The sequence below is a fragment of the Sorangium sp. So ce693 genome (genome assembly GCF_051521375.1).
Taxonomy (GTDB): domain Bacteria; phylum Myxococcota_A; class Polyangia; order Polyangiales; family Polyangiaceae; genus Sorangium; species Sorangium atrum.
Genome location: NZ_CP150347.1, coordinates 719,229 through 740,138 on the forward strand (window position 1 = coordinate 719,229; position 20,910 = coordinate 740,138).

The following is a 20,910-nucleotide window of genomic DNA, read 5'->3' on the forward strand; positions in this document are numbered from 1 at the left end:
TCGAAGCGCGCGACCGGGGAGAGCCTGGGCGACCGGGGCCTAGGGGTGGACGCGCGACGCGAGGTAGCGTGCCACATACGCGCCGATCACGCGCGCGTCCTCGCGCCAGCGGCCGCCGGGCTTCAGCATGTCCGCCTCCGCGGAGCTCAGGTTCGTGTTCGGGATGGGCGACGCCGTGCGGCTCGAGAACTGGACCTCATCGAGCACCCGGCCGTCCGGCGTCGTGAGCCGGAGCGTCAGCCGGATCTGGCTCGGGGCCGAGGAGACGACCGCGTAGAAGCCTGGATTCATGTAGCCGATATAGGGCTTGATCACGAACGGCGCCGACGTGGGGCCGTCGGACGGCGCGACCTCGATGCCCTCCTCCTGGGCCGTGGCGACCAGGGCCTTCGTGAACTCCTCGTTGATGGACTCCTTGTCCGCCACGAAGCGCTGGTGATCGTCCGCGTCCTTGCCGGCGAGGTACTGGTCCTCGCGCTGGTCGAGGATGAAGAGGCCCACGTAGTCGATGGGCATCAGGGCGAAATACCGCTGGCCGACGAACGTGTCGGGGCTCGCCTGGGTCACGACGCGCCAGCGCGGCGCGCACCCGGCGAGGGCCGCGACGCCGAGCAGCGCGGCCGCGATGAAGCTGCGACGGTGCATGAGGGTCTCCTTCAGAGGGCTCGCCTTGTAGGCCATGTCCGAGCGAGCTGGCAAGGGCGGTGCAGCGCGCCGCGCCCGGGCGGGCCGGTCCGGCGCCGCGCGCCGGCGCGGCAGCGGCCCGAGCGCGCCCTCCGACCCGGACGGGGCAGGCGGCCCGCGGCCCGCGTATTCGACGGCGCGGGCTCGCCCCGCGCTCGCGCGCGCCTGTGCACTGGGCGGACATGACCCGAGCTGGCCTGTCGGATGCATGTTGGATTCGACAGCTGCAATGGCTACCTCGCACGAGGATGCCTTTCTATCGACGCTGGAGGTAAACCCATGATCCCGAATTTCGTAGCCGGTCTCTTCAGCCTTTTTCCCATCTTGGTGCTCCCCTTGCTCGGCGCCGATCCGCCGGAGGACGCCGGCGGCAGCGGCTCGCAGGTGGGCCAGGGCTCCGAGCTGGAGATCCCAGGCTTGCCCGGGGAGGGCGCCTCGCGGTTCGCCTATTCGATCTCCTGCATCGAGGGCAGCACGGGAAAGAAGACCTTCCTCACGGAGGACGACTTCTGCAGCGCCCTGCGCGACGAGCAGGTCTGCTCCGAGAGCGCGGCCATCTTCGCGCTCTTCCACGGCTGCCCCTGAGCGCCCGCGCGGCGGCGGTACAAACCCTTGACATTCGAGGGGGGCCTTGCTCTTCCTAGCGAGCGCGGACCGCCCCGCGCGGCCCTCCCCCCACGAGGTCGCGCGCCTCGGAGGCTCAGATCGTGACGAACCTCTATCTCATCCGGCATGGAGAAGCGCTGGTCAACGTGAACCATATCGTGGGCGGGATGCGCGGGGACACCGGGTTGACGCAGCTCGGCATCCTCCAGGCGGAGCGCCTGCGCGATCGCCTGGCCGCGACGCGCGAGATCCCCGCCGACGTCCTGATCGCCAGCACCTATCGCCGGGCGCAGCAGACGGCCGAGATCGTCGCTCCCGCCCTGGGGCTGCCCGTCACGCTCGACGACGAGATCCAGGAGCTCCGCCCCGGCGAGGCGGACGGGATGCCGGTCGGCGAGGCGATGGTGCGCTATGCGATCGATTTCGAGCGCGAGCCGTACCGGCCGGTGAGCCCCGGTGGAGAGAGCTGGGCTCAGTTCATGCTGCGGGTCTCCGTCGCCCTCGATCGCGTCACCCGTGAGCACGAGGGGCGGACGATCGTCGTCGTCACCCACGGCGGCTTCATCGACGTCGCGTTCCTCCATTTCTTCCGGATGAACGCGCTCGCCTTCCCGAGCGCGCACTTCGCCACCCGCCACACCTCGCTCACCCACTGGCAGCGAAGGCGGCGCTGGGGTCGGGCCGAGGCCTGGCACCTCATCTATTACAACGACTGCGCGCACCTGCGCGACGTCGAGCGGACCGTGCGCATCCCCTGGGCGGAGCTCTCCACGCTGGCGCCGAGGCTCGCGGAGGATCCGTCTGGGCCGCCGTCCTCCGAGAGCGGCGAGGGGCGCTAGCGGGTAGACAGACAGGCAAGCGCCCGCCCGCGGTCCCTCCCGGCCCTCGCGCTTGCGCCTCCGCCTCGGGGCGAGCTACATGACCCGTATGATGGGTCCCGTTCACGCAACCTTCCTCATCGCCGCTCCCGACCAGCCCGGTCTCGTCGCGCGACTCGCAGGGTTCTTCTACGACATCGGCCTGAACATCATCGACGCGAGCAATCACACCGATGCGTTCATGGACGAGGGCCCGCGCTTCTTCATGCGTCTCGTCGTCGATCTGTCCGGCCTCGCCTCGCCGGCCGCCGTCGCCGCCCTGGGCGGCTCCGCCACCCGCAGCGCGATCGAGGCCGCCTTTCGCGAGCTCGCCTCGGCGCTCTCGGCGCGATGGTCGGTGGAATACAGCGATCACGTCCCGAAGATGGCGATCCTGGTCACCAAGGATCCTGCGTGCCTTTACGATCTGGTGCTCCGGCAGCGCGCGGGCGAGCTCCGCTGCGAGATCCCGCTCGTGATCTCCAACCACCCCACGCTCGAGGCGGTGGCAGAGAGCTTTCGAATCCCTTTCTTCTGCATCCCCATCACCCCGGAGACCAAGCGCGAGCAGGAGCGTCAGGTGCTTCACCTGCTGAAGAGGCACCATGTCGATCTCGTCGTGCTGGCGCGGTACATGCAAATCCTCTCCGAGCAGATGCTCGATGAGGGGCCGCCCGTCATCAACATCCACCACGGGTTCCTGCCCGCGTTCCAGGGCGCGAAGCCTTACCATCAGGCGCACGCGCGCGGCGTGAAGCTCATCGGCGCGACGGCGCACTATGCGACGCGGGACCTGGATCAGGGGCCGATCATCGAGCAGGACGTGGCGCGCGTGAATCACCAGATGGGCCCCGAGGAGATGACCCGGATGGGGCGTGACGTGGAGCGGCTCGTCCTCTCTCGCGCCGTCCGGGCGCACCTGGAGCGGCGGGTCATCGTCGAAGGCCGCCGCACCGTTGTTTTTTAGGTCTCCAAACAATGCCCCGACCGACCTGGCAGTCGGGGCATTCTGGGCGATCGAGAGCGGGTGAGGTGGGCGCGGCAGGGCGTGCTCTCCTGGGAGCCCGACGAGCGCGCGCGCGGGGCGTTACGGCCGGCCCTGCTGGCCGGGCGCGCTGATCTGGCCCTGCTGACCATAAGCGCCCGACTGGGAGATGGCCGCCTGGCCAAGGCCGGCCTGCTGACCAGCATAACCCTGCATCCCCTGGCTGGATTGCTGGCCGGCATAACCGCCGAATCCGGCCTTGGACGGCATCTGCGCCTGCCCGGGGAACATCCCGGCCTGGCTCGGCACGAGCGCGCCCTTGCCAGGGAACATCCCGGCCTGGCTCGGCACGAGCGCGCCCTTGCTGGGGAGCATCTGGCCCTTGCTCGGTCCGAGCATGCCCTTGCTGGGGAGCATCTGGCCCTTGCTCGGTCCGAGCATGCCCTTGCTGGGGAGCATCTGGCCCTTGCTCGGTCCGAGCATGCCCTTGCCGGGGAACATCTGGCCCTTGCTCGGGCCCATCTGGGCCTGTCCGGGCGCGAGCTGCGCCGCGCCCATCCCCATGTATCCGCCTCTCTCCTCCTCCAATGCTTGATTGACGGCCCCGGTCTCGTCGTCACCGGGATCGGTTTGATCGAAGTCCGCGTCGTCCGTATTCGCGGTACAACCGGCGGCCAGAGCAGCGAAAAGAAATGCAGGCACCAGCATCTTGCTATGAATCGACATGATCGTTCCCCCCGATGTCCGCGAGGGCCCACCAGGCCCAGACATCTCGGCTCACCGCAGAGCAGAGTGTGTGCCCGGCGGAGCTGTGCAGACGTTTCCGCTCCCAGCGTGCTTGACGTCCGCGAGGGGTGAATGCAGCGCGCTCGCTCGAGCAGCGCCCCGCAGCGGGGCCCGCGCGATCGGGGCTGAGCGGATCGTCGAGGAGCGCTCGTTCTGCGTTTCTGCGCTGAAAGCACGTGTCGGGTCCAGTCAGGGCGCACCAGCGGCTCGGCGCGCCCGGTGAAGCCCTACCGCAGGGCGGGCTGCGCTGGTGGCCCCGCCCTGCTCAGGACGCTCTGTGGTGCGTCGCGCGTGCAGCGCTGGCGCGCTGGACGGTTCGTTTGATCGTGGCTTGTCCGCCCCGGTCGCAGCCCGTCAGCGAGGCGCCGCGCGCCCAGGGCGCACCGCCGCGCGGCCGCTGCGCATGCGGGACGGGCGGCTCACGCCTCGGGCTTCTTCCCGAACAGCCACTTCTTCGCCTCGTCGTCCATGGGCTGGCTCGGGTTCCGCAGCTCATTTCCGACCGCGAGCCCGCGCTCGACGGCGGGCCTCGCGCGCACCGCGTCGAGCCACCGCTTGAAGTTCGGGAGCTCGTCGGCCGATATCCCGTACCGGTCGTGCGGCATCGCCCAGGGATAGCTCGCCATGTCGGCGATCGAGTACTCGCCCGCCAGGAAAGGCCGGTCCGCGAGCCGCTTGTCCATCACGCCATAGAGCCGGCGTACCTCCTTGGTATAGCGCTCGATCGCATAGGGGATCTTCTCCGGCGCATAGTGATTGAAATGGCCTGCCTGGCCGCTCATGGGGCCGAGGCCGCCCATCTGCCACATGAGCCACTGGGTCACCTCGTAACGACCGCGGACGTCCGAGGGGATGAACTGGCCCGTCTTCTCCGCGAGGTAGAGCAGGATCGCGCCCGACTCGAACACGGAGATCGGCGCCCCGCCGCCCGGAGGGTCGTGATCGACGATGGCGGGCATCCGGTTGTTGGGGCTGATCGCGAGGAACTCCGGCTTGAACTGCTCGCCCCGCCCGATGTTGATCGGGATGAGCTTGTACGGGAGGCCCGTCTCCTCGAGCATTATGCTGATCTTCCAGCCGTTCGGGGTGGGCCAGTAATAGAGATCGATCATCTTGCGCTCCGTGTCCGTGGGGCGCCGCCGATCGCGGCGGCGTGCTGTCTCAGGCGATGGATCGTGCCCGCCGGGCGCCGCGCCGCTTCGCGCTGGCGTCGCCCGGCCCGTCGGGCAATCGGTGGCACGTCGCCCCGTGGGGAGCAACCGGCGATCGGCTGCATGGCCTCAGCGCGGCGATCCCGTCGGGGCGCGCGCGGGCCTCGCCCCGTCGACGAGCGCGCGCAGCGCCGCGATGTGCGCGGGCCCCGTCCCGCAGCACCCGCCCACGATCGTGGCCCCCGCCTCGAGCCAGCGGCGCGCGAGCTCCGCGTAACGCGCGGCCGCCGAGCCGCGCTGGTCGACGCCAACGCCCCAGCCGAGCCCCTCGGCCTCGGCGCCCGCGTTCGCGTAGGCCCCGAACGGGACGCCGCACGCCGCGAGCCGCTCGATGTGCGCGAGCGTGCGAGTCGCAGGGGTGCAGTTGACGAGCACGGCCCTCGCGCCTCGAGAGGCCGCCTCCCGCGCGGCGAGCCCGATGTGCTCGGGCGAGAGCAGATCCGAGCCCGGACCCGCCGTGAACGACACCCATGCTTCGACGCCCGTGGCGACCGCCTCCTCGAGCGCCACGAGCGCCTCGCCGACGTGCGGGAACGTCTCGCAGAGGAGGAGGTCGACGCCCGCGCTCGCGAGCACCTGCGCGAGTTCTCGGTGCTCCTGTCGCGCGTCGGCCGGGCTCAGGTCGGGTCGGTAGCAATCCTCGAGCGGCGCGATGCTGCCGGCGACCCGGTGCTGCGGGCCCTCGTCGCGCACGGCCTCGCGCGCCAGCGAGACCGCCCGCGCCGCCAGCTCGGCCCAGGCGGCGCCCGCCTGCCTCCGCTTCGTGCGGAACGTGTTCGCCGTGTGCACCGTCGCGCCCGCGCGCGCGTAATCCCGGTGGATCGCGCGGACCACGTCGCGGCCCCGCGCGTCGAGCAGGGCCGCGGCGCTCCAGAGCGGCGCCGGCGTCTCGACCCCGCGCGCGGCGAGCTCGGTCCCGAGCGGGCCGTCGAGGACCACGATGGCAGCCTCGGCGGCCACAGCAGTTGAACCGAGCGGCGATCTGGACACGTCCACCATGTAGGCTCCGGTATGTCCGCGGCCGGCTCCCACGGCAACCCCTGAGTCGGGTCATGGCCCGTCTGCCGCTCGGGGTAAGCGAGTCCCCGCACAGCGCACCGTCCCGACCACTGTGCGGCAGAAAGAACGATGGAATTATCTTTCGCGCCGGGAAATTACTTGCCAGGTATGGGGGGCCTGCGGCACCGTTGAAATGAATTCATCTTCCCCTCATTCCACTCGACTCGCCGGAGTCGTGGCGTCCGACAAGCAAGCGATCGTTTGCAGGACCGACGCAGGACCGACATGGGGGAGCTCCCGCTGGCCCGCGCGAGGCCAGGCGAGCGCCGTCAGTGAGCCCATAAGAAAGGAACGCCATCATGATTCGACAGTCCATCCGTTCTTCCAAGTCGCTCGCTCTCAGTGTTGCGCTCGGCGTCATCGCAGCAGCCGGTTTTGCCGGATGCAGCGCGTCGGAGGAGGCTCCCGTCGATGACGCGGCGGCGCACGAGCGGATCACCCAGGCGGACGTCTCGAAGGCCCTCGAGACGAGCGAGTTCCTGAACCTCGACATGAGCCGAGACACGGTCTACGCCCTCGACTACTCGGGGGGGCCGATCGACTACGCGCGCATCAAGCTCTCCACCGGCAACGGCAAGGAGATCTTGCTCTCGGAGCAGATGGCCGCCATCGAGCAGGCGGACTACGGCGACTACCCGGCGCCCGCCCTGACGGAGGCGTCGGACCAGCGGTTCAGCATCTCCTCGGACGAGGCCGCCTTCGGGAAGCTGTCGGACAGCGAGCTCGACCAGCTGAAGACCGACGGGTTCTTCTACTCCGAGAAGCCCGTGTCGAGCCCCGGGGCGAAGCCGCAGAGCACCGACCCCGACTGCATCCACGCCTACTGCGAGATTTGTACCGACAACACGACCGGCGGGCACCCCGAGACCTGGCTGCCGGGGACCTTCACCTGCTACCTCATCGAGCACGTGTGGTGCTGAGCCTCGCCTGACGGACTCTTTCCCCCTCGCTCGCAGGGCCTCGTTGATGCGTTCGCTCTCGGTTTGGTGCGTTGCGCTGCTCGCCCTCGGGGGCACGGCGTGCGGAGCAGACGGACCCGTGCTCCCGAGCGGCCTTCCCCGGCCGGCCGGGGGGATCTACTTCGACTTCGGCGCGGCGCCGGAGGAGGACCGCTTCCGCGCGCTGATGGCGTTCTCGACCCGGGATGTCGCCGGGCTCGAGAGCGCGATCGAGGACATGTACGATCCCGGGAAGCCGGACACCTTCCGGAAGTACATGTCGGTCGAGACCTGGATGGAGCGCCACGCCCCCTCCGAGAGCGACGTCGCGGCCGTCGAAGACTGGCTCGTCCAGCAGAAGATGGAGATCCGAAGGCGGTCCAAAAACCGGCTCCTGCTCGAGTTCGCGGGCACGGTCGAGCAGTTCAACGCCGCGTTCGACACGGAGCTCCGCGACTTCGAGCGCGAGAACCCCTCGGCCGGCGGCAAGCCGCTCCGCACGTTCGGCGCGCTCGATCCGCTCAGGCCGCCGCAGCGGATCATCGATCTCGCGTCGGGCGTCGTCTCGGTCGAGATCCCCGCGGACACCGAGCCGCTCGCGGCCGAGGGGGGCTCGATCGAGACGGACCCTCCGCCGGAGCAGGAGAAGGGGTACACGCCCGCGCAGATCGCGCGGGCCTATGGGGTCGAAGCGCTCCACACCGGCGGCCACAGCGGGCAGGGCGTGAAGGTCGGCGTCGTGGTCGGGGCGACGTACAAGAAGCGGGATCTCCAGTCGTTCTGGCGATCGTTCGGCATTCTCTCGCGCGACAACCCCGTCGAAGTGGTCACCGCCGATCCGATCTCCACGCGTTATGTCGAGACCACGCTGGACATGCAGTGGTCGGGCGCGATGGCGCCCGAGGCCGAGCTCATCGCGTACCAGGGGCCGGACGCGCGCACCCACTCCATCCTCTATGCGTGGAACGAGGCGATCGCTGCCGGCGAGGTGTCGGTGCTCTCGACGTCGTTCGCGCACCGCGAGGAGACGGAGGCGCAGATGATCCGGGAGCAATACAACGAGGCGGCGCGCATGGGCGCGGCGCTCGGGATGACGATCGTCGTCGCGAGCGGCGACTCGAGCAGGCCCGACGTGCCGTCGTCGAGCCCGTATGTGACGTGCGTCGGCGGGACGGTGCTCGAGCTCGGCGACGGCGGCGAGGTCGCGCGCGAGGTGGCGTGGAGCGGCTCCGGCTCGGGCCGATCGCGCGCCTTCGATACGCCGTGGTGGCAGGAGAGCGTCGTCCAGGACGCGCAGGGCACGCGCGCGGTCTCCGATGTCGCGCTGAGCGCGTCGTCGGACTCCCCGTACTGGCTCTACTTCCTGGGCGAGTGGGAGCGGCGCAGCGGCACGTCGTTCGCCGCGCCGGTGTTCGCCGGGCTGATGGCGTCGGTGAACAGCCACCGGATCGCGCAGGGCAAGCCCGTCGCCGGGTGGCTGAACCGGGCGCTGTACACCGATGCGGGCGTGCAGGCCGCCTTCCGCGACATCACCGAGGGCAAGACCCCCGAAGGGTTCAGCGCGGGGCCCGGCTGGGACTATCCGACCGGCTGGGGCGCTCCGCTCGCGGACAAGCTCGCGGAGGCGCTCCCCTAGGAAAGCGTCATCCTCTGGGTCGGATGACGTCCCCCGTCGCGCTCCTCTCGCTCTCGCTCGCTTCGCTCCCGCTCCTCGTGGCGGCGCTCGGCTGTGACCGCCCAGGCCGCTCCGTCGGCCCGGCGCCCGCGCCGCCCAGCGTGGCGCCCGCCCCGGCGCGGGAAGGGGCAGCGCAGGCCGCGGACGGCGGCGCGGCGCCGGCGGCCGCCGCAAGAGACGCCGCGCCCGCTGCCGGCGACGCGGCCGCCGCTGTTGCGGGGGCTTCGCCGCTCCGCGCGGACGCGCCGTTCGTGGAGCTCCCTGTCGAGGGGTTCCCGACCGCCGTGGTGTCGGTGCCGATCGGCGCCACGGCGCGGCGTCCCGTGCTCATCGCGTCGCACGGCAACTACGATCGGCCCGAGTGGCAGTGCCAGGTGTGGCGCGACATCGTGGGTGACGGCGCCTTCGTCCTGTGTCCGAGGGGCGTCGCGCGGCCCGATTCGCCGTCGGCGAGCGACGTCCGCTTCACGTACGAGAGCAACGCCCGTCTGGAGCAGGAGATCGACGCGGGGCTCGCGGCGCTGCGGGCGCGCTTTCCCGAGCACGTGGATCCCGGCGCGGTGCTCTACACGGGCTTCTCGCTGGGCGCGATCATGGGCTCTGCGATCGCCGCGCGCCGGGCGGCGCTCTTCCCGCGCCTCGTGCTGGTCGAGGGCGGACACGACAAGTGGACCCCGGCGACGGCCAAGGCGTTCGCGGACGGCGGCGGGCAGCGGGTCCTCTTCGTCTGCGCGCAAGCCGGGTGCGGCGCCGCCGCTGCCGCGGCCGCCGCGCGCCTCGACAAGGCGGGGGTGCTCGCCCGCGTGGCGCGCAGCAAGGAGGCCGGCCACCGGTACGACGGGCCGGTCGCCGAGGAGACCCGGCGGGCGCTGGACTGGCTGATCGACGGCGACCCACGCTGGTGAGCCGGAGCGGCGCGTGGCGCATGGGGAGCGCGCGCGATGAACTGCCGCGGCTGCTCGGTGGGTCGAGATGTCGCGCCGCGCGGGCGGCCTGGTCGGCGGGCGGCCTCTGAGCTAGACGAGGCCCGTTGCTCGTCATGGCTTGCTCTTTCCCGGATGCGCGCGCGCGCCGCCGCGGTGGTCGGCTGCGGCGCGCGTCGGCGCTCGCCGCGTCGGCGCTCGTGGCGGCCTGCGGCCCGGGCGAGGAGCCGCCGGGGCGCTCGGCCGCCGCGCAGCCGGCGGCCCTGGAGCCGGCGCTCGCCGACGCGGGCGTCGTGGAGCCGCTGGACGGCGGCGCGGCCGTCGAGGCCGAGCCCGCGGCGTCCAGGGAGGCGCTGCGGCCTGGGCGCGGCGACAAGCTCGCGAGCATCGCGATGCGCACGTTCGTGTACGCCGCGCCCGAGCGCGGCGCGCTCAAGCTCGGTTACCTGCGGGCCGGCGCGATCGTCGAGCGCGCCTCGGCGCCGTCGGGCGACGCGGGGTGCGCCGGCGGGTGGTACGCCATCCATCCCCGCGGCTTCGTGTGCGTCGGCAAGGGCGCCTCGCTCGACCTGGACCACGAGATCGTCGCCGCGACGCCGGCCGGCCCGCGCCGCGGCGAGCCGTATCCGTACCGTTACGTCGTGTCGCGGAAGCCGCCGCCGCACCTCTATGTCCACCTGCCGAGCGAGGCCGAGCAGCGGCGCGTCGAGGGGCGCTCGCGCGCCCAGGGCACCCCTGCGTGGTCCCGCCGCGACGAGGCGCTCCTGGGCGAGCCGGAGCCGCTCACGCCCTTCTTCGCGAGCCGCCGCGACCTGCCCAAGCCGCTCGGCGCTGCCGAGAAGGTGCGCTTCCCCGCGCACCGCGGGCGCGCGCGGGCCGACTCGGCCTTCGGCTTGATCTCCACCTTCGAGTGGACAGGGCGGCGCTTCGGCCTGACGACCGAGCTCGACCTCATCCCGATCGATCGCACCTCGGCCGTCGCTCCCACGGCGATGCGCGGCGTGGAGGTGAAGAGCGAGGGGACCCCCGCGTTCGTCATGCACCACGGGGTGCGCACGCTGAAGCCGGACGCCTCGGGCGAGCTCGGGCCGGACGGCTGGGCGGCGCACCGCTCCGGCTGGGTGCTCACCGGCAAGACGGCCGCCGGCGGCGCCTACGCGGAGACCGACGCGGGCGTGTGGATCCCCGCGTCCGCGCTGCGGGTCGCGCGGCTGGGCCGCGACTTCTGGGGGCACGCGGCGCGCGGAAGGAAGTGGATCGACATCTCGATCGAGCTCCAGACGCTCGTCGCCTACGAGGGCGAGCGCCCCGTCTTCGCGACCCTCGTCTCGACGGGCAGGGGCGAGCTCGGCGATCCCGCGACCACCAGCGCCACCGTGCAGGGCACGTTCTTCATCCGCGAGAAGCACGTCACGGCGACGATGGACGGCGGCGAGCTCAGCGAGTCGTCCGTCGACCTGCGGGACGTGCCCTATGTCCAGTACTTCCACAACAGCTACGCGCTGCACGGCGTCTACTGGCACGACGCGTTCGGCAAGGTGCGGAGCAGCGGCTGCGTGAACCTCGCGCCCGCCGACGCGGCGTGGCTGTTCGCGTGGACCGATCCCCCCGTCCCCGAGGGCTGGCACGCCGCGTTCAACGACAAGGGCGGGACGCTCGTGTACATCCACGCCTGACCGCGCGCGGCCCGGTGCGGCGACGTGTAATACCGCCGGACCGCGCGCGTCGGCCATGCATGCAACCCGGGACGACGCTGCTCGCGATCCAACTTCCTGCGCTGAGCTCTGGAGCGGTCGAGCTCAAATGCGGCATGAAGCCGCTGCGGGGCGCGGTCGTCCTCGGGCCCCGCACGTGATCGCACTCGCCACGCTGGAGCGGCTTCCATGAAATCACCTCACCTCGCCGGTCCGAACGCCCTGCTGATGCTCGTCGCTGCGCTCGCCGGCTGCGCGCCGCGCACCCTTCCCGCGAGCTTCCCCGCGTCCTCTGCTGCCTCACCGCAGGCCGCGGAAGCTCCCTCGCCGCGGATCGGCGTCGCCCTCTCGGAGGAGCCTCCGCTGCCCGGCGAGCCCGCCGCGGGCTGGGTCGGGCTCGAGCCGGCGGGGGGCGCCGGCGCCGACCCTCACCAGCACCACCACCACCATCATCACGCCCCGGCGCCGGCGACGCCGCCGGAGGGCGGCCCGGCGGCTGCCAGGCCCGAGGAGCCTGTCCATGCGCACTGAACGCCGGCGATCGCGCGCGCTCGCCGCGCGCCTCCTGCCGCTCGTGGCAGGCCTCGCGCTCTCCTCGGCGGCCGCGGCCGGCTGCGCCGCCCCGTCGTCGACCGCCGACATGGCGCGGATCCGCGAGCTCTCCCGCTTCGAGCTCCCGCCGAGCGCGGCGTCGGAGGAGGTCGATCCGGAGCCGGCCGACGGCGCGCGCGCCCTCGGCCAGGCGCCGCGGCGGCCGCTCACCGCGGACGCCGCGGTGCGGATCGCGCTGCTCAACAACCGCGAGCTGCGCGCCGTGCTGAAGGAGGTCGGCGTCGCCCGGGGCAACCTCGAGCAGGCGGGCAAGCTCCCGAACCCGGAGATCGCGATCGGGGTGACGCCGCTGCAGGAGGGGGTCGAGCACGCGCACCTCGAGCTCGGGGTCGAGATCGACCTCACGTCGGCGCTCCTCTCGCCGCTCCACGCGAGGGCGGCGCGCTCGGAGCACGAGGCCGCGCGCTACCGCGCCGCGGGCGCGGTCGTCGATCTCGGCTACCAGGTGCGCGCCGCGTTCTACGCCGTGCAGGCGGCGGAGCAGCGCCTGGGCATCGCGAACCGCGCGCTCGACGCGTTCGCCGCGGCCCGCGACGCCGCCCGCGCGCTCTTCGAGGCGGGCAACGTCCCGGAGCTCGACGTGGCGACGCAGGAGGCGGGTTACGAGGAGGCCCGCGTCACGGCCGCGCAGATCGAGCTGGAGCTCCTCTCGCAGCGCGAGCGGCTCACCCGGCTGCTCGGCCTCTCCGGCGCGGCGACCTCCTGGACGATCGCCGGCGCGGTCCCGGCGGCGCCCGACGCGCTCGCCACGCCGCCGCGCGCGGAGTCCCTGGCCTTGCGGGCGAGCCTCGAGCTCGCGGAGCTGCGCAGCCGGCTCGAGGCGGCGGCGGGGCGCGCCGGGGCCTTGCGCGCCGAGGGCTGGGTGCCGGACGTGGCGCTCGGCGTTCACGGCGAGCGGGAGCTCGGCGCGAGCGACGAGGCGCACGAGCACCCGTGGGTCGTCGGCGCCGAGGTCCGCCTCTCGCTCCCGCTCTTCGATCGGCGGCAGGGCGCCGAGGCCGCGCAGGCGGCGGAGTTCGACGGCCTGCTGGAGCGCTACCACGGGCGCGCCGTCGACGTCCGCTCGGCGGTCCGCGAGGCGCGCAACCGGCTCTTGTTCGCGCACGCGCGCGCGCAGCACTACGCGCGCGTGATCCTCCCGGCGCGCAAGCGGGTCCTGGAGCAGACGTTGCTCCAGTACAACGCGATGCAGGTCGGCGTCTTCCAGCTGCTCTCGGCGCGCCGAGAGCAGCTGGACGCCGAGCTCGCGGCGGTCGAGGCGCTGCGCGAGCACTGGACGGCGAAGGCTGCGTTCGACGCGCTCCTGGCAGGGCGCCGCGTCGAGGCCGCGGGGGCCGGAGCTCCCGCGGCGATGCCGAGGGCCTCGGCCACCGGCGAAGGAGGGCATTGACATGGACCGACGTGCTTTCATCCACGCGGGCGGTCTGGCCGCCGGCGCCGCCATCCTCACGCAAGGGCTCGCCCATGCGCAGCAGCGCCCTGGCGCGCCGCCCGCCGCGGGCGCCGCGACGCCCCCGCCTCGCCGGACCGCCGCGCCCGGGGGGCAGCCCGCCGTGGTGACGCCGAACGGCAGCACGCTCCCGCTGCGGGTGGTGGACGGCGTGAAGGTCGGCCACCTCGTCGCGGGCCCCCTAGAGCACGAGATCGCCCCCGGCCTGAAGAGCGAGGTGTGGGGCTACAACGGGAGCACGCCCGGCCCGACGATCGAGGCGGTCGAGGGCGATCGCCTGCGCATCTACGTGACGAACTCCCTGCCGGAGGCCACCACGGTCCACTGGCACGGCCTCGTGCTGCCGAACGGCATGGATGGAGTCGCCGGGCTCACCCAGCGCCCGATCGCGCCCGGCGAGACGTATGTTTACGAGTTCGTCGTGCGGTATCCGGGGACGTACATGTACCACTCGCATTTCGACGAGATGACCCAGATCGCGCTGGGCGCGGTGGGGATGTTCGTCGTGCACCCGAGGAGGCCCAGGGGCCCGCGCGTGGACAGGGATTTCGTGCTGATGACGCACGAGTGGAAGATCAACGCGGGGGCGCGCCGGCCCGATCCGAACGCGATGAGCGACTTCAACGTCCTCACGTTCAATGGCAAGGCGTTCCCCGCGACGGCGCCGCTCCTCGTGGGCCGCGGCGAGCGCGTGCGCGTGCGCCTCGGGAACCTCGGCCCGATGGATCACCACCCGATCCACCTGCACGGCCTGTCGTTCCAGGTCACGGCGACGGACGGCGGGTTCGTCCCCGAGTCGGCCCAGTACCCGGAGACGACGGTCCTTGTCCCGGTCGGCAGCACGCGGGTCATCGAGTTCGTCCCCGAGGAGCCGGGCGACTGGGCGGTGCACTGCCACATGACCCATCACACGATGATGCAGATGGGCCATGGCCTGCCGAACATGGTCGGCGCCGCGACCCGCGCGCTCGATCGGCGGATGGGCCGCGTGATGCCCGGCTACATGACGATGGGGACCACGGGGATGGGCGGCATGGGCGAGATGCCCATGCCCATCCCCGCGAACAGCCTGCCGATGCGCGGCGGGGCCGGGCCGTTCTCGTACATCGACATGGGGGGAATGTTCACCGTCCTCAAGGTCCGCGACGAGCCGGACAAGGCGGACCCGGCCGGGTGGTACACGCACCCGGCCGGCACCGTGGCCGGGCCGGCGAGCGCCGAACGGATGCGGGCGGACGGCATCGACCCCGTTTCGGGAGGGAAGCCGGGCGGGTGAACCTCTCGGCGTGAGCGAAAGCTCGCGGCCGGCATCTCGTCCGCGCATCGAATCGAGAGGGCCCGGGGCTCGGGCTGACTGCGGCGCTGCGGGTCGGCCGTCTCGATGGACACACGGGGCGCGGCCCCGCGACCACAGGTCAGCCAAAATCTTCAGCGATTTCAATGAGCCAGAAGCGGTCCACGCCTTGCCATATCCGGTGGCGAGGCCGGGACGCCCCGGATCGGAGGAGTGCTTCGATGGCAATGAAGATGGCTCGACGGATGACGTTTCTGGCGCTTTGCACGGTCTCGCTCGCCGGCTGCGGCGAGCGTCACGACGCGCGGCCTCCGGCGCAGGCCGCTGCCGCGAGCCCCGCGGCGACGCAGTGCCCCGAGCCTGCAGCCGACGCGGCGGCGGCGCCCGCAAGCCCGTCGGCCGCGACGGTGACGGCGCCTGCGCCGGACGCGAACGTCGTGGCGGACAAGGGGAGCAAGGGGAGCCGCGAGGCCAAGGAGAAGGGGAGGGGGGCGGCGGAGCTGAAGGTGAAGCGGCTGGTGATCGCGGAGGGGGTGAAGGACCGCGAGCCGGTGGCGCCGGGGACGACGTTCCACGCGCCGGAGACCCCGCGGCTCTATGCGTTCCTGGAGGTCGAGAACCGGAGCGACGCGGAGGGCGAGGTGACGGTGGCGTTCGTCCCGCCGGGCGGCGGGGCGCCGGTGGGGAACGTGACGCTCGGGGTCGGGCCGTCGCCGCGGTGGCGGACGTGGGCGTTCACGCGCGGGGCGCGGCAGGCGGGGGAGTGGACGGCGGTCGTGCGGTCGGAGACGGGCGAAGAGCTCGCGCGCGCGCCGTTCGAGGTGACGCTGTAGCCGAGGGCGGCCGGGCGCGGGAGGCGCCGGTCGTCGTCAGCGCGTCAGGGCGCGTCCTGCGGCGCTTCTCCCATCGCATCCTGCTCGAAGACGCCCAGGTACACCTGGTCGACGTCGAGCGCGCCGCCGAGGGAGGACAGCGCTGCGTGCTCGCCGGGGCCGTGGATCCGGAGCAGCCAGCTGCCGTCCGGCTGCCGCGTGAACACCTCGATTCGCGGCGCCTTCTGCGATGCGAGCACGTACTCCTCGAGCGACGGTAGCGTCCGGTACTGGGCGAACTTGTCCCCGCGATCATAGGCCTCGCTGGATTCGGAGAGCACCTCGACGATGACGCGTGGGTTCAGGAGCGTGTCGCGCTGCTCGTCTTCGAACTCGGGACGCGCGCAAACGACGGCGCCGTCGGGGTACACGTAGCGGCGCGTGGAGGCGATCTTGATGCGCATGCCGGAGGTGAGCACCCGGCACCCCCGACCGCGGATCGCGTTCCGCAGCTCACCGATGATGTTCGCGGCGATCGCGCTGTGCTCCAGCGTGCCGCCCGCCATGGCGAAGAGCTCGCCGTCCGCGTATTCGTGGCGAAGCGGCGACGAACGCTCGAAGTCCAGGTATTCCTGCGGCGAAAGGCCGGTGCGGACCGCGGCTTGTGCCATGTCCCGCAGTTTCACCCGGGAGACGGAGCGCGTCCACGGGCGAGGGCTCCGCTGATGCGCAGCGGGCAGGACCCTTCCTGCGGCGTCAGGCGGGCACGAGCTCGACGAGCGTGAGCTCCGGCGGACAGTTGATGCGGACCGGCAGCCAGCCTCCGGCGCCGGCGTTGACGTGGAGGCGCCGGCCGCGGTGCTCGTAATGCCCGTTGTGGTAGAGCCCGGCGGGCAACATCGGCGTGAGGGCGTAATCGCCGATCCGGCCGAGCGAGATCTGCCCGCCGTGCGTGTGGCCGGACAGCATCAGATCGAACGGCAGCTCGCGGGCGGTGCGGAACGTGCCCGGATGGTGGCTGAGGACGACGCGCGGCGCGCCGTCGTCCCGCATCTGGCCTAGCGCTCGATCCAGTCCGTCGCGCGTCGGGCGCCGGGCGGGCTCTCCCGGGCGCGCGCGGCTCGGGTAGTCGATGGCGCCCATCCACAGGTGATCGCCGCCGATGCGGACCTCCCGCGCCTCGTCGACGAGCACCTGGGCGCCCGCTTCCTCGAGGCCCTTCACGATCGTCCCCACGTCGGCGGATCGCGCGGCGATGTACTCGTGGTTGCCCATGGAGAAGAAGAGCTGCCCCCGGGCGGGGCGCAGGCCCCGGAGCAGCCGCGCGGACAGCTCGAGCTGCGAGACGTGGTGATCGAGCAGATCGCCGGTGACGACGTGGATGTCCGCGCGTACCGCGTTCATGGCGTCGCGGAGCTCGTCGAGCCGCTCCGCGTCCATGAAGCTGCCGACGTGCACGTCGCTGAGCTGCGCGATGGTGACGCCGTGCAGGCTCGTCAGCTCGCGGCGCACCGGCAGCGCGAGCCTCACCACGACCGGTCGTTGCCGCGACGCGAGCACGCCGCCCATCGAGACCGCGACCGCCGCAGCCGGCAGCGCCCATGTCGCGCCGACGACGAGGCGGCGGCGGCGCTCGTCGACGGCCTCCGGTCGGGCCGCGATATCCGCTGGCGCGGGGATGTCCTGAGCGGCCGGGTTGGCCTCGGCGCCGCCGCTGGCCTGGGTGTTCGTGGTGGTCTGGGCATCGAGCGCAATCGGGGCGTTTCGGCGCGGCTGGAGCCGATGGAGCGCCCGGACGGCCGCGCACGCGAGCGTGACGAGCCCGAGGAGCAACCCGTAGAGGAGCAGGCCCACCTGCATGCCCATGGCGATCAGCGCCAGCGGCTCCGGCGCGTGGCGCTGGAGCGCGCGTAACCCCGAGAAGCTCGCTGCGGCCATGAGCAGCGCCGGGAGCGCGGCCAGCAGCAGCCCCGCAGCGCAGAGCGCGCTGATCATCGCTCCATGTCGAGGAAACGCCGCGCGGAGCCGCCGCCAGAGGATCAGGCCGAGGAGGCCGTTGACGAGCGTGACGACGAGGCCGCCGAGCTGGTACACGCGACGGAAAGTAGCATCGCGTGGATCGCGCGTCCGGCCGCGGCCCGCCGGCTGCGCCTAGGATCCAGCTCCTCCGTCAGGCACCTCGGCGTCGACCGGGATCTCCCTTGCTTCGAGCCCCTCGAGCGGCGCCTTGCCCGACAGCGCGTCGAGGTCGCCGCGCGCGTCCCGGAGGTAGCCATTGAAGAACGCGGCGAGGTAGCCCATCGCGATCGCCTGCTGCTCGCGCCGCGAGAGCCCGGCGTGGCCGTCGAGCGGCTCGACGAGGCCGAGCGACGTCGTGTAGCCGAAGTGGTTCGCGCCGGGCAGGGTCACGAGGTGCTTCGGAGCGCGCGCGCGGTCGTAGAGCGCCGCCGGGACGGAGGCGGCGATGGGATCCGCGGTGCCGCGGACGACGAGCGCCGGCCGAGGCGCGAGCGCGTCGATGGGCAGCGCGCGCTCGGGGGCGCCCGCCGGCGCGAGGAGCGCGAGGGCGCGGACATCGAACGGGCAAGCGGCGTCGAGCGCGAGCGCGAGCGCCGCCTGCGCGCCGAGCCCGTGGCCGATCAGGCCCACCCGAGCGAAGTCGACCAGGAGGGGGCCCCGGGAGCCGGCGCGGAGGTGCGTGAGCGCGTCCCGGAGCACCGCGGCGCGGCGCAGCGGCGCGTCGTCGGGCGTGAGCCACGAGAGATCGGGCGCGACGACGACGAAGCCCCAGCGCGCGAGGTGCGCCATCACGCCGGCGAGCTGGCGGTAGTCCTGGGCGAGACCCGCGGGGGATCCCGTGGTGGCCGCGCTCGTGGCGAGGCGCCGCTCGTGGGCGATCGCGATGACCGGGAACGGGCCTCCCGCCGAGAGCGGCGCCTCCTCGCCGTCCGCGGACGCGGGGTAGTAGAGCAGCGCGGCGCTCCGCGCGGGGCATCGGTAGAGCGCGCCCTGGAATGGCCACGTGTCGGGGTAGCAGGCGTCCGCCGACAGCGAGAGCGCGCCGATGCGCCGGAATCCCGCCCGATGCGGTCCGGCGCGCAGCCGCGGCGACGCGCCGGTCGGGAGCGGCGCAGGCGGAGGCGAACTCGTGGAGGGGGGCGGGCGAGAGGGCGTGGCGGCAGGCGGGCGAGAGGTCGTGGCGGCGGGTGGGCGAGAAGGCGTAGCGGCAGGCGGGCGAGAGGTCGTGGCGGCGGGCGGGCGATTCGTCGTGGTGGCAGGCGGAGGGAGCGTCGCCGGAGAGGGGACATCCGCCGGGGAAGGGGGCGCGTTGCCGAGGATCGCGCGCTGCGACCACAGCGCGCCGTCGCGGGTCGCGTGGACGATCCGCCCTTCGGCGCGCACCGCGAGCTCGATCCGCCCGAGCGGCCAGCTCTCGATCACCGATACCGCCTCGCACCGGCCAAGATCGGTGGCGAACACGGTCGGACCGCGGAAGCGCGCCCCGCGGGCGCCGTCGTCGCGGCACCACCGAGCGAGCCCCACGCGCGCGAGCGGCGAGAACAGCTCGAGGGTCGCAGGTCCGCCGATCGCGCTCCAGAAGAGCGCCGGTGTCCCGCGGACCCCCGAAACCACCTCCTCCGGGCCGTGCCACCCAGCCCCGGACCCGGGAGAGCGCCAGAACATCAGCAGGCGATCGCCGACGCGCGCGACGACCTCGAGGTCGCCGGGCGCGTGCGGTCCGTGCGGCGCGCCGGCCACGCGCTGGATCATCGCGACCGCCTCGAATCGACCGAGCCCCTCGCCGAAGATCACCGGGCCGCGCCAGACGAGCTCGGCGGTGTCGTTGTCGCGGTGGTAGTGCGCGATCCCGCCGCTCGCGTGGGGCACCACGAGCTCGAAGTTGCCCTTGCCCCCGGAGCCGCCCTGGATCAGGGCGGGGTCGCCGGCCGCGCCCTCCGCGAAGAAGCGCGGCTCGCTCCACGACGGCTCGCTCGAGGGCGCGCACCAGAACGCGGCCAGCCGATCCCCGGCGCGCACCACCGCCTCGAGGTGGCCTGGATCGCCGAAGTTGCTCTGGATGAGCGACACCGCCTCGACCGGCCCGAGGCCGCTGGCGAACGTCGCCACGTGACGCCACGGGCCGGAGGCTTCCTCGCGGCGGTGGTGCTCGACGCCGAACGGCGTGTCGGCGGCGGGCAGGACGAGCTCGAGCGTGCCGCGGGAGGCGCATTGCAGGAAGAAGCCGCTGGTCGTGGTGGGCATGGCGCTGACGGCGTCCAATTTACCGGCGAGGCGCCGCCGCGCCTACCGCAGCATCTCGGCGAGCCGCTCGCCGGTCGCCGCCGCGAGCCCCCGGGCGAGCGCCCGCGGGTTCAGCTCGACCGCGACGGCCACCGCGTCCGGCGCGTGGGTGGCGAGCGGCCGCTCGACCGGCGCGTCCAGCCCGAGCAGGTGGCCGAACGAGCCGCCCGCGAGCTCGTTCCAGGCCGCGAGCAGCTCCTCCGAGGCGGCCTCCCCGCTCGTCGAGAAGTCGCCCGCCACCGCGATCGCGAGCGCGATCCCCTCGCGCGCGCTCGGCCGCGCGGCCGCGCCCACGGCGGTGGCCGCCGCGAGCAGCCCCCGCGCGCCGCGGGCGAGCTCCCCGTCGAACGGCCCCGGCGCGAACGCGCGCACGGGCGCCGGGCCGAGGCGGGCCTCGAGCGCGCGCAGCGGGCCGCCCGAGAGCGCCGCGGGCGAGCGCTTGAGGCGCCCGAGCGCGTACAGCGACGCGACGCGCGCCGGCCCGCGCAGCGGGCTGCCGCCGTCCTGCACGCAGGCCACGTCCTCGCCGAGCAGCACGAGCGCGCGCGGCGTCGTGCCGATGTCGCCCGTCACGCGCACGACGTCCGGGCGATCGAGCGCGCGCCGCTCCTTGCCCGTGAGCCGCCGCCGGAAGAGACGCTCGATGGCGCGCGGATCGCCGCTGTGGCGCGCCACGTAGAGCGTGGCGCCGCCCGCCGGCCCCGCGCCCGCGTACGACGCGATCGCGGCCTCGCGGACCTGCCGCAGATCGACGCCGGTCGCGCGGGCGTGCCGGGCCAGGTTCTCCTCGGGCGCCACGAGCGCGATCGACGGGATGAGCCACGGCACCGCCGCGACCTCGCGGGGCCGGACGAGGATCAACCACCTGAGCCCCGCCTGCGGCAGCAGGCGCGTCAGGTCCGCCGTGGCGAGTGGCGGCAGCGGCGGGCTCGGCCGGGCGGGCGGCCGCGGCGCGCCGCCGCACGAGGGCAGCGCGAGGCCGAGGGCGCAGCCCAAGGCGCCGCCGAGCACGGCGCGCCGGC

Annotated in this window: 19 protein-coding genes; 11 read left to right on the plus strand and 8 right to left on the minus strand. The window is 73.1% G+C overall.

Annotated features, from left to right (window positions below; genetic code table 11):
* Positions 1 to 39 precede the first annotated feature (39 nt).
* On the minus strand, positions 40 to 645 hold the full coding sequence (locus WMF14_RS02800) for a hypothetical protein (RefSeq protein ID WP_437798622.1): 606 nt from the start codon (positions 643 to 645) through the stop codon (positions 40 to 42).
* A gap of 318 nt (positions 646 to 963) precedes the next feature.
* Between WMF14_RS02800 and WMF14_RS02805 the strand changes: the two genes are divergently transcribed.
* From WMF14_RS02805 to purU, 3 genes are all read left to right on the plus strand, one after another.
* Positions 964 to 1,269 (plus strand): hypothetical protein, encoded by a 306-nt coding sequence (locus WMF14_RS02805; RefSeq protein ID WP_437798623.1) that lies wholly within the window; start codon positions 964 to 966, stop codon positions 1,267 to 1,269.
* A 122-nt stretch (positions 1,270 to 1,391) separates the two neighbouring features.
* Entirely contained in the window at positions 1,392 to 2,129 is a 738-nt protein-coding gene (locus WMF14_RS02810) for a histidine phosphatase family protein (RefSeq protein WP_272097590.1), read from the plus strand.
* 91 nt (positions 2,130 to 2,220) lie between these two features.
* Positions 2,221 to 3,114: a formyltetrahydrofolate deformylase gene (gene purU / locus WMF14_RS02815; RefSeq protein WP_437804137.1), complete on the plus strand. Its 894-nt coding sequence runs from the start codon at positions 2,221 to 2,223 to the stop codon at positions 3,112 to 3,114.
* A gap of 120 nt (positions 3,115 to 3,234) precedes the next feature.
* On the opposite strand, the gene WMF14_RS02820 is transcribed toward purU, so the two are convergent.
* The 3 genes from WMF14_RS02820 to WMF14_RS02830 all read right to left on the minus strand — a co-directional run bounded on the left by WMF14_RS02820 (position 3,235) and on the right by WMF14_RS02830 (position 6,128).
* On the minus strand, positions 3,235 to 3,858 hold the full coding sequence (locus tag WMF14_RS02820; protein WP_437798624.1) for a hypothetical protein: 624 nt from the start codon (positions 3,856 to 3,858) through the stop codon (positions 3,235 to 3,237).
* Positions 3,859 to 4,337: 479 nt separating this feature from the next.
* Positions 4,338 to 5,030 (minus strand): glutathione S-transferase N-terminal domain-containing protein, encoded by a 693-nt coding sequence (locus WMF14_RS02825; RefSeq protein ID WP_272097593.1) that lies wholly within the window; start codon positions 5,028 to 5,030, stop codon positions 4,338 to 4,340.
* Between the two features lie 168 nt (positions 5,031 to 5,198).
* Complete coding sequence (locus WMF14_RS02830; protein ID WP_437798625.1) at positions 5,199 to 6,128, minus strand: homocysteine S-methyltransferase family protein; 930 nt, start codon at positions 6,126 to 6,128, stop codon at positions 5,199 to 5,201.
* A gap of 359 nt (positions 6,129 to 6,487) precedes the next feature.
* Between WMF14_RS02830 and WMF14_RS02835 the strand changes: the two genes are divergently transcribed.
* From WMF14_RS02835 to WMF14_RS02870, 8 genes are all read left to right on the plus strand, one after another.
* Positions 6,488 to 7,108 (plus strand): hypothetical protein, encoded by a 621-nt coding sequence (locus tag WMF14_RS02835; RefSeq protein ID WP_272097595.1) that lies wholly within the window; start codon positions 6,488 to 6,490, stop codon positions 7,106 to 7,108.
* 118 nt (positions 7,109 to 7,226) lie between these two features.
* Positions 7,227 to 8,762, plus strand: a complete 1,536-nt coding sequence (locus WMF14_RS02840) for a S53 family peptidase (RefSeq protein ID WP_437798627.1) — start codon at positions 7,227 to 7,229, stop codon at positions 8,760 to 8,762.
* 23 nt (positions 8,763 to 8,785) lie between these two features.
* Positions 8,786 to 9,706: a hypothetical protein gene (locus tag WMF14_RS02845; protein ID WP_437798628.1), complete on the plus strand. Its 921-nt coding sequence runs from the start codon at positions 8,786 to 8,788 to the stop codon at positions 9,704 to 9,706.
* 134 nt (positions 9,707 to 9,840) lie between these two features.
* Positions 9,841 to 11,400, plus strand: a complete 1,560-nt coding sequence (locus WMF14_RS02850; protein WP_437798629.1) for a L,D-transpeptidase — start codon at positions 9,841 to 9,843, stop codon at positions 11,398 to 11,400.
* Positions 11,401 to 11,607: 207 nt separating this feature from the next.
* Entirely contained in the window at positions 11,608 to 11,949 is a 342-nt protein-coding gene (locus tag WMF14_RS02855; protein ID WP_272097599.1) for a hypothetical protein, read from the plus strand.
* Entirely contained in the window at positions 11,939 to 13,420 is a 1,482-nt protein-coding gene (locus tag WMF14_RS02860; RefSeq protein WP_437798630.1) for a TolC family protein, read from the plus strand. Before WMF14_RS02855 ends, WMF14_RS02860 begins: the two co-directional genes overlap by 11 nt.
* 1 nt (position 13,421) lies before the next feature.
* The gene (locus tag WMF14_RS02865) at positions 13,422 to 14,756 is read left to right on the plus strand and encodes a multicopper oxidase family protein (protein ID WP_437798631.1); all 1,335 of its coding nucleotides are present in this window, start codon (positions 13,422 to 13,424) and stop codon (positions 14,754 to 14,756) included.
* A gap of 239 nt (positions 14,757 to 14,995) precedes the next feature.
* On the plus strand, positions 14,996 to 15,607 hold the full coding sequence (locus tag WMF14_RS02870; RefSeq protein ID WP_437798632.1) for a DUF2914 domain-containing protein: 612 nt from the start codon (positions 14,996 to 14,998) through the stop codon (positions 15,605 to 15,607).
* A gap of 44 nt (positions 15,608 to 15,651) precedes the next feature.
* On the opposite strand, the gene WMF14_RS02875 is transcribed toward WMF14_RS02870, so the two are convergent.
* From WMF14_RS02875 to WMF14_RS02890, 4 genes are all read right to left on the minus strand, one after another.
* Entirely contained in the window at positions 15,652 to 16,257 is a 606-nt protein-coding gene (locus tag WMF14_RS02875) for a Uma2 family endonuclease (RefSeq protein WP_437798633.1), read from the minus strand.
* A gap of 85 nt (positions 16,258 to 16,342) precedes the next feature.
* On the minus strand, positions 16,343 to 17,680 hold the full coding sequence (locus WMF14_RS02880) for a metallophosphoesterase (RefSeq protein ID WP_437798635.1): 1,338 nt from the start codon (positions 17,678 to 17,680) through the stop codon (positions 16,343 to 16,345).
* Between the two features lie 57 nt (positions 17,681 to 17,737).
* The gene (locus tag WMF14_RS02885) at positions 17,738 to 19,849 is read right to left on the minus strand and encodes an alpha/beta hydrolase (protein WP_437798636.1); all 2,112 of its coding nucleotides are present in this window, start codon (positions 19,847 to 19,849) and stop codon (positions 17,738 to 17,740) included.
* Positions 19,850 to 19,891: 42 nt separating this feature from the next.
* A complete protein-coding gene (locus WMF14_RS02890; RefSeq protein WP_437798638.1) occupies positions 19,892 to 20,884 on the minus strand; it encodes a hypothetical protein in 993 nt (330 codons plus the stop codon).
* Positions 20,885 to 20,910: the final 26 nt, after the last annotated feature.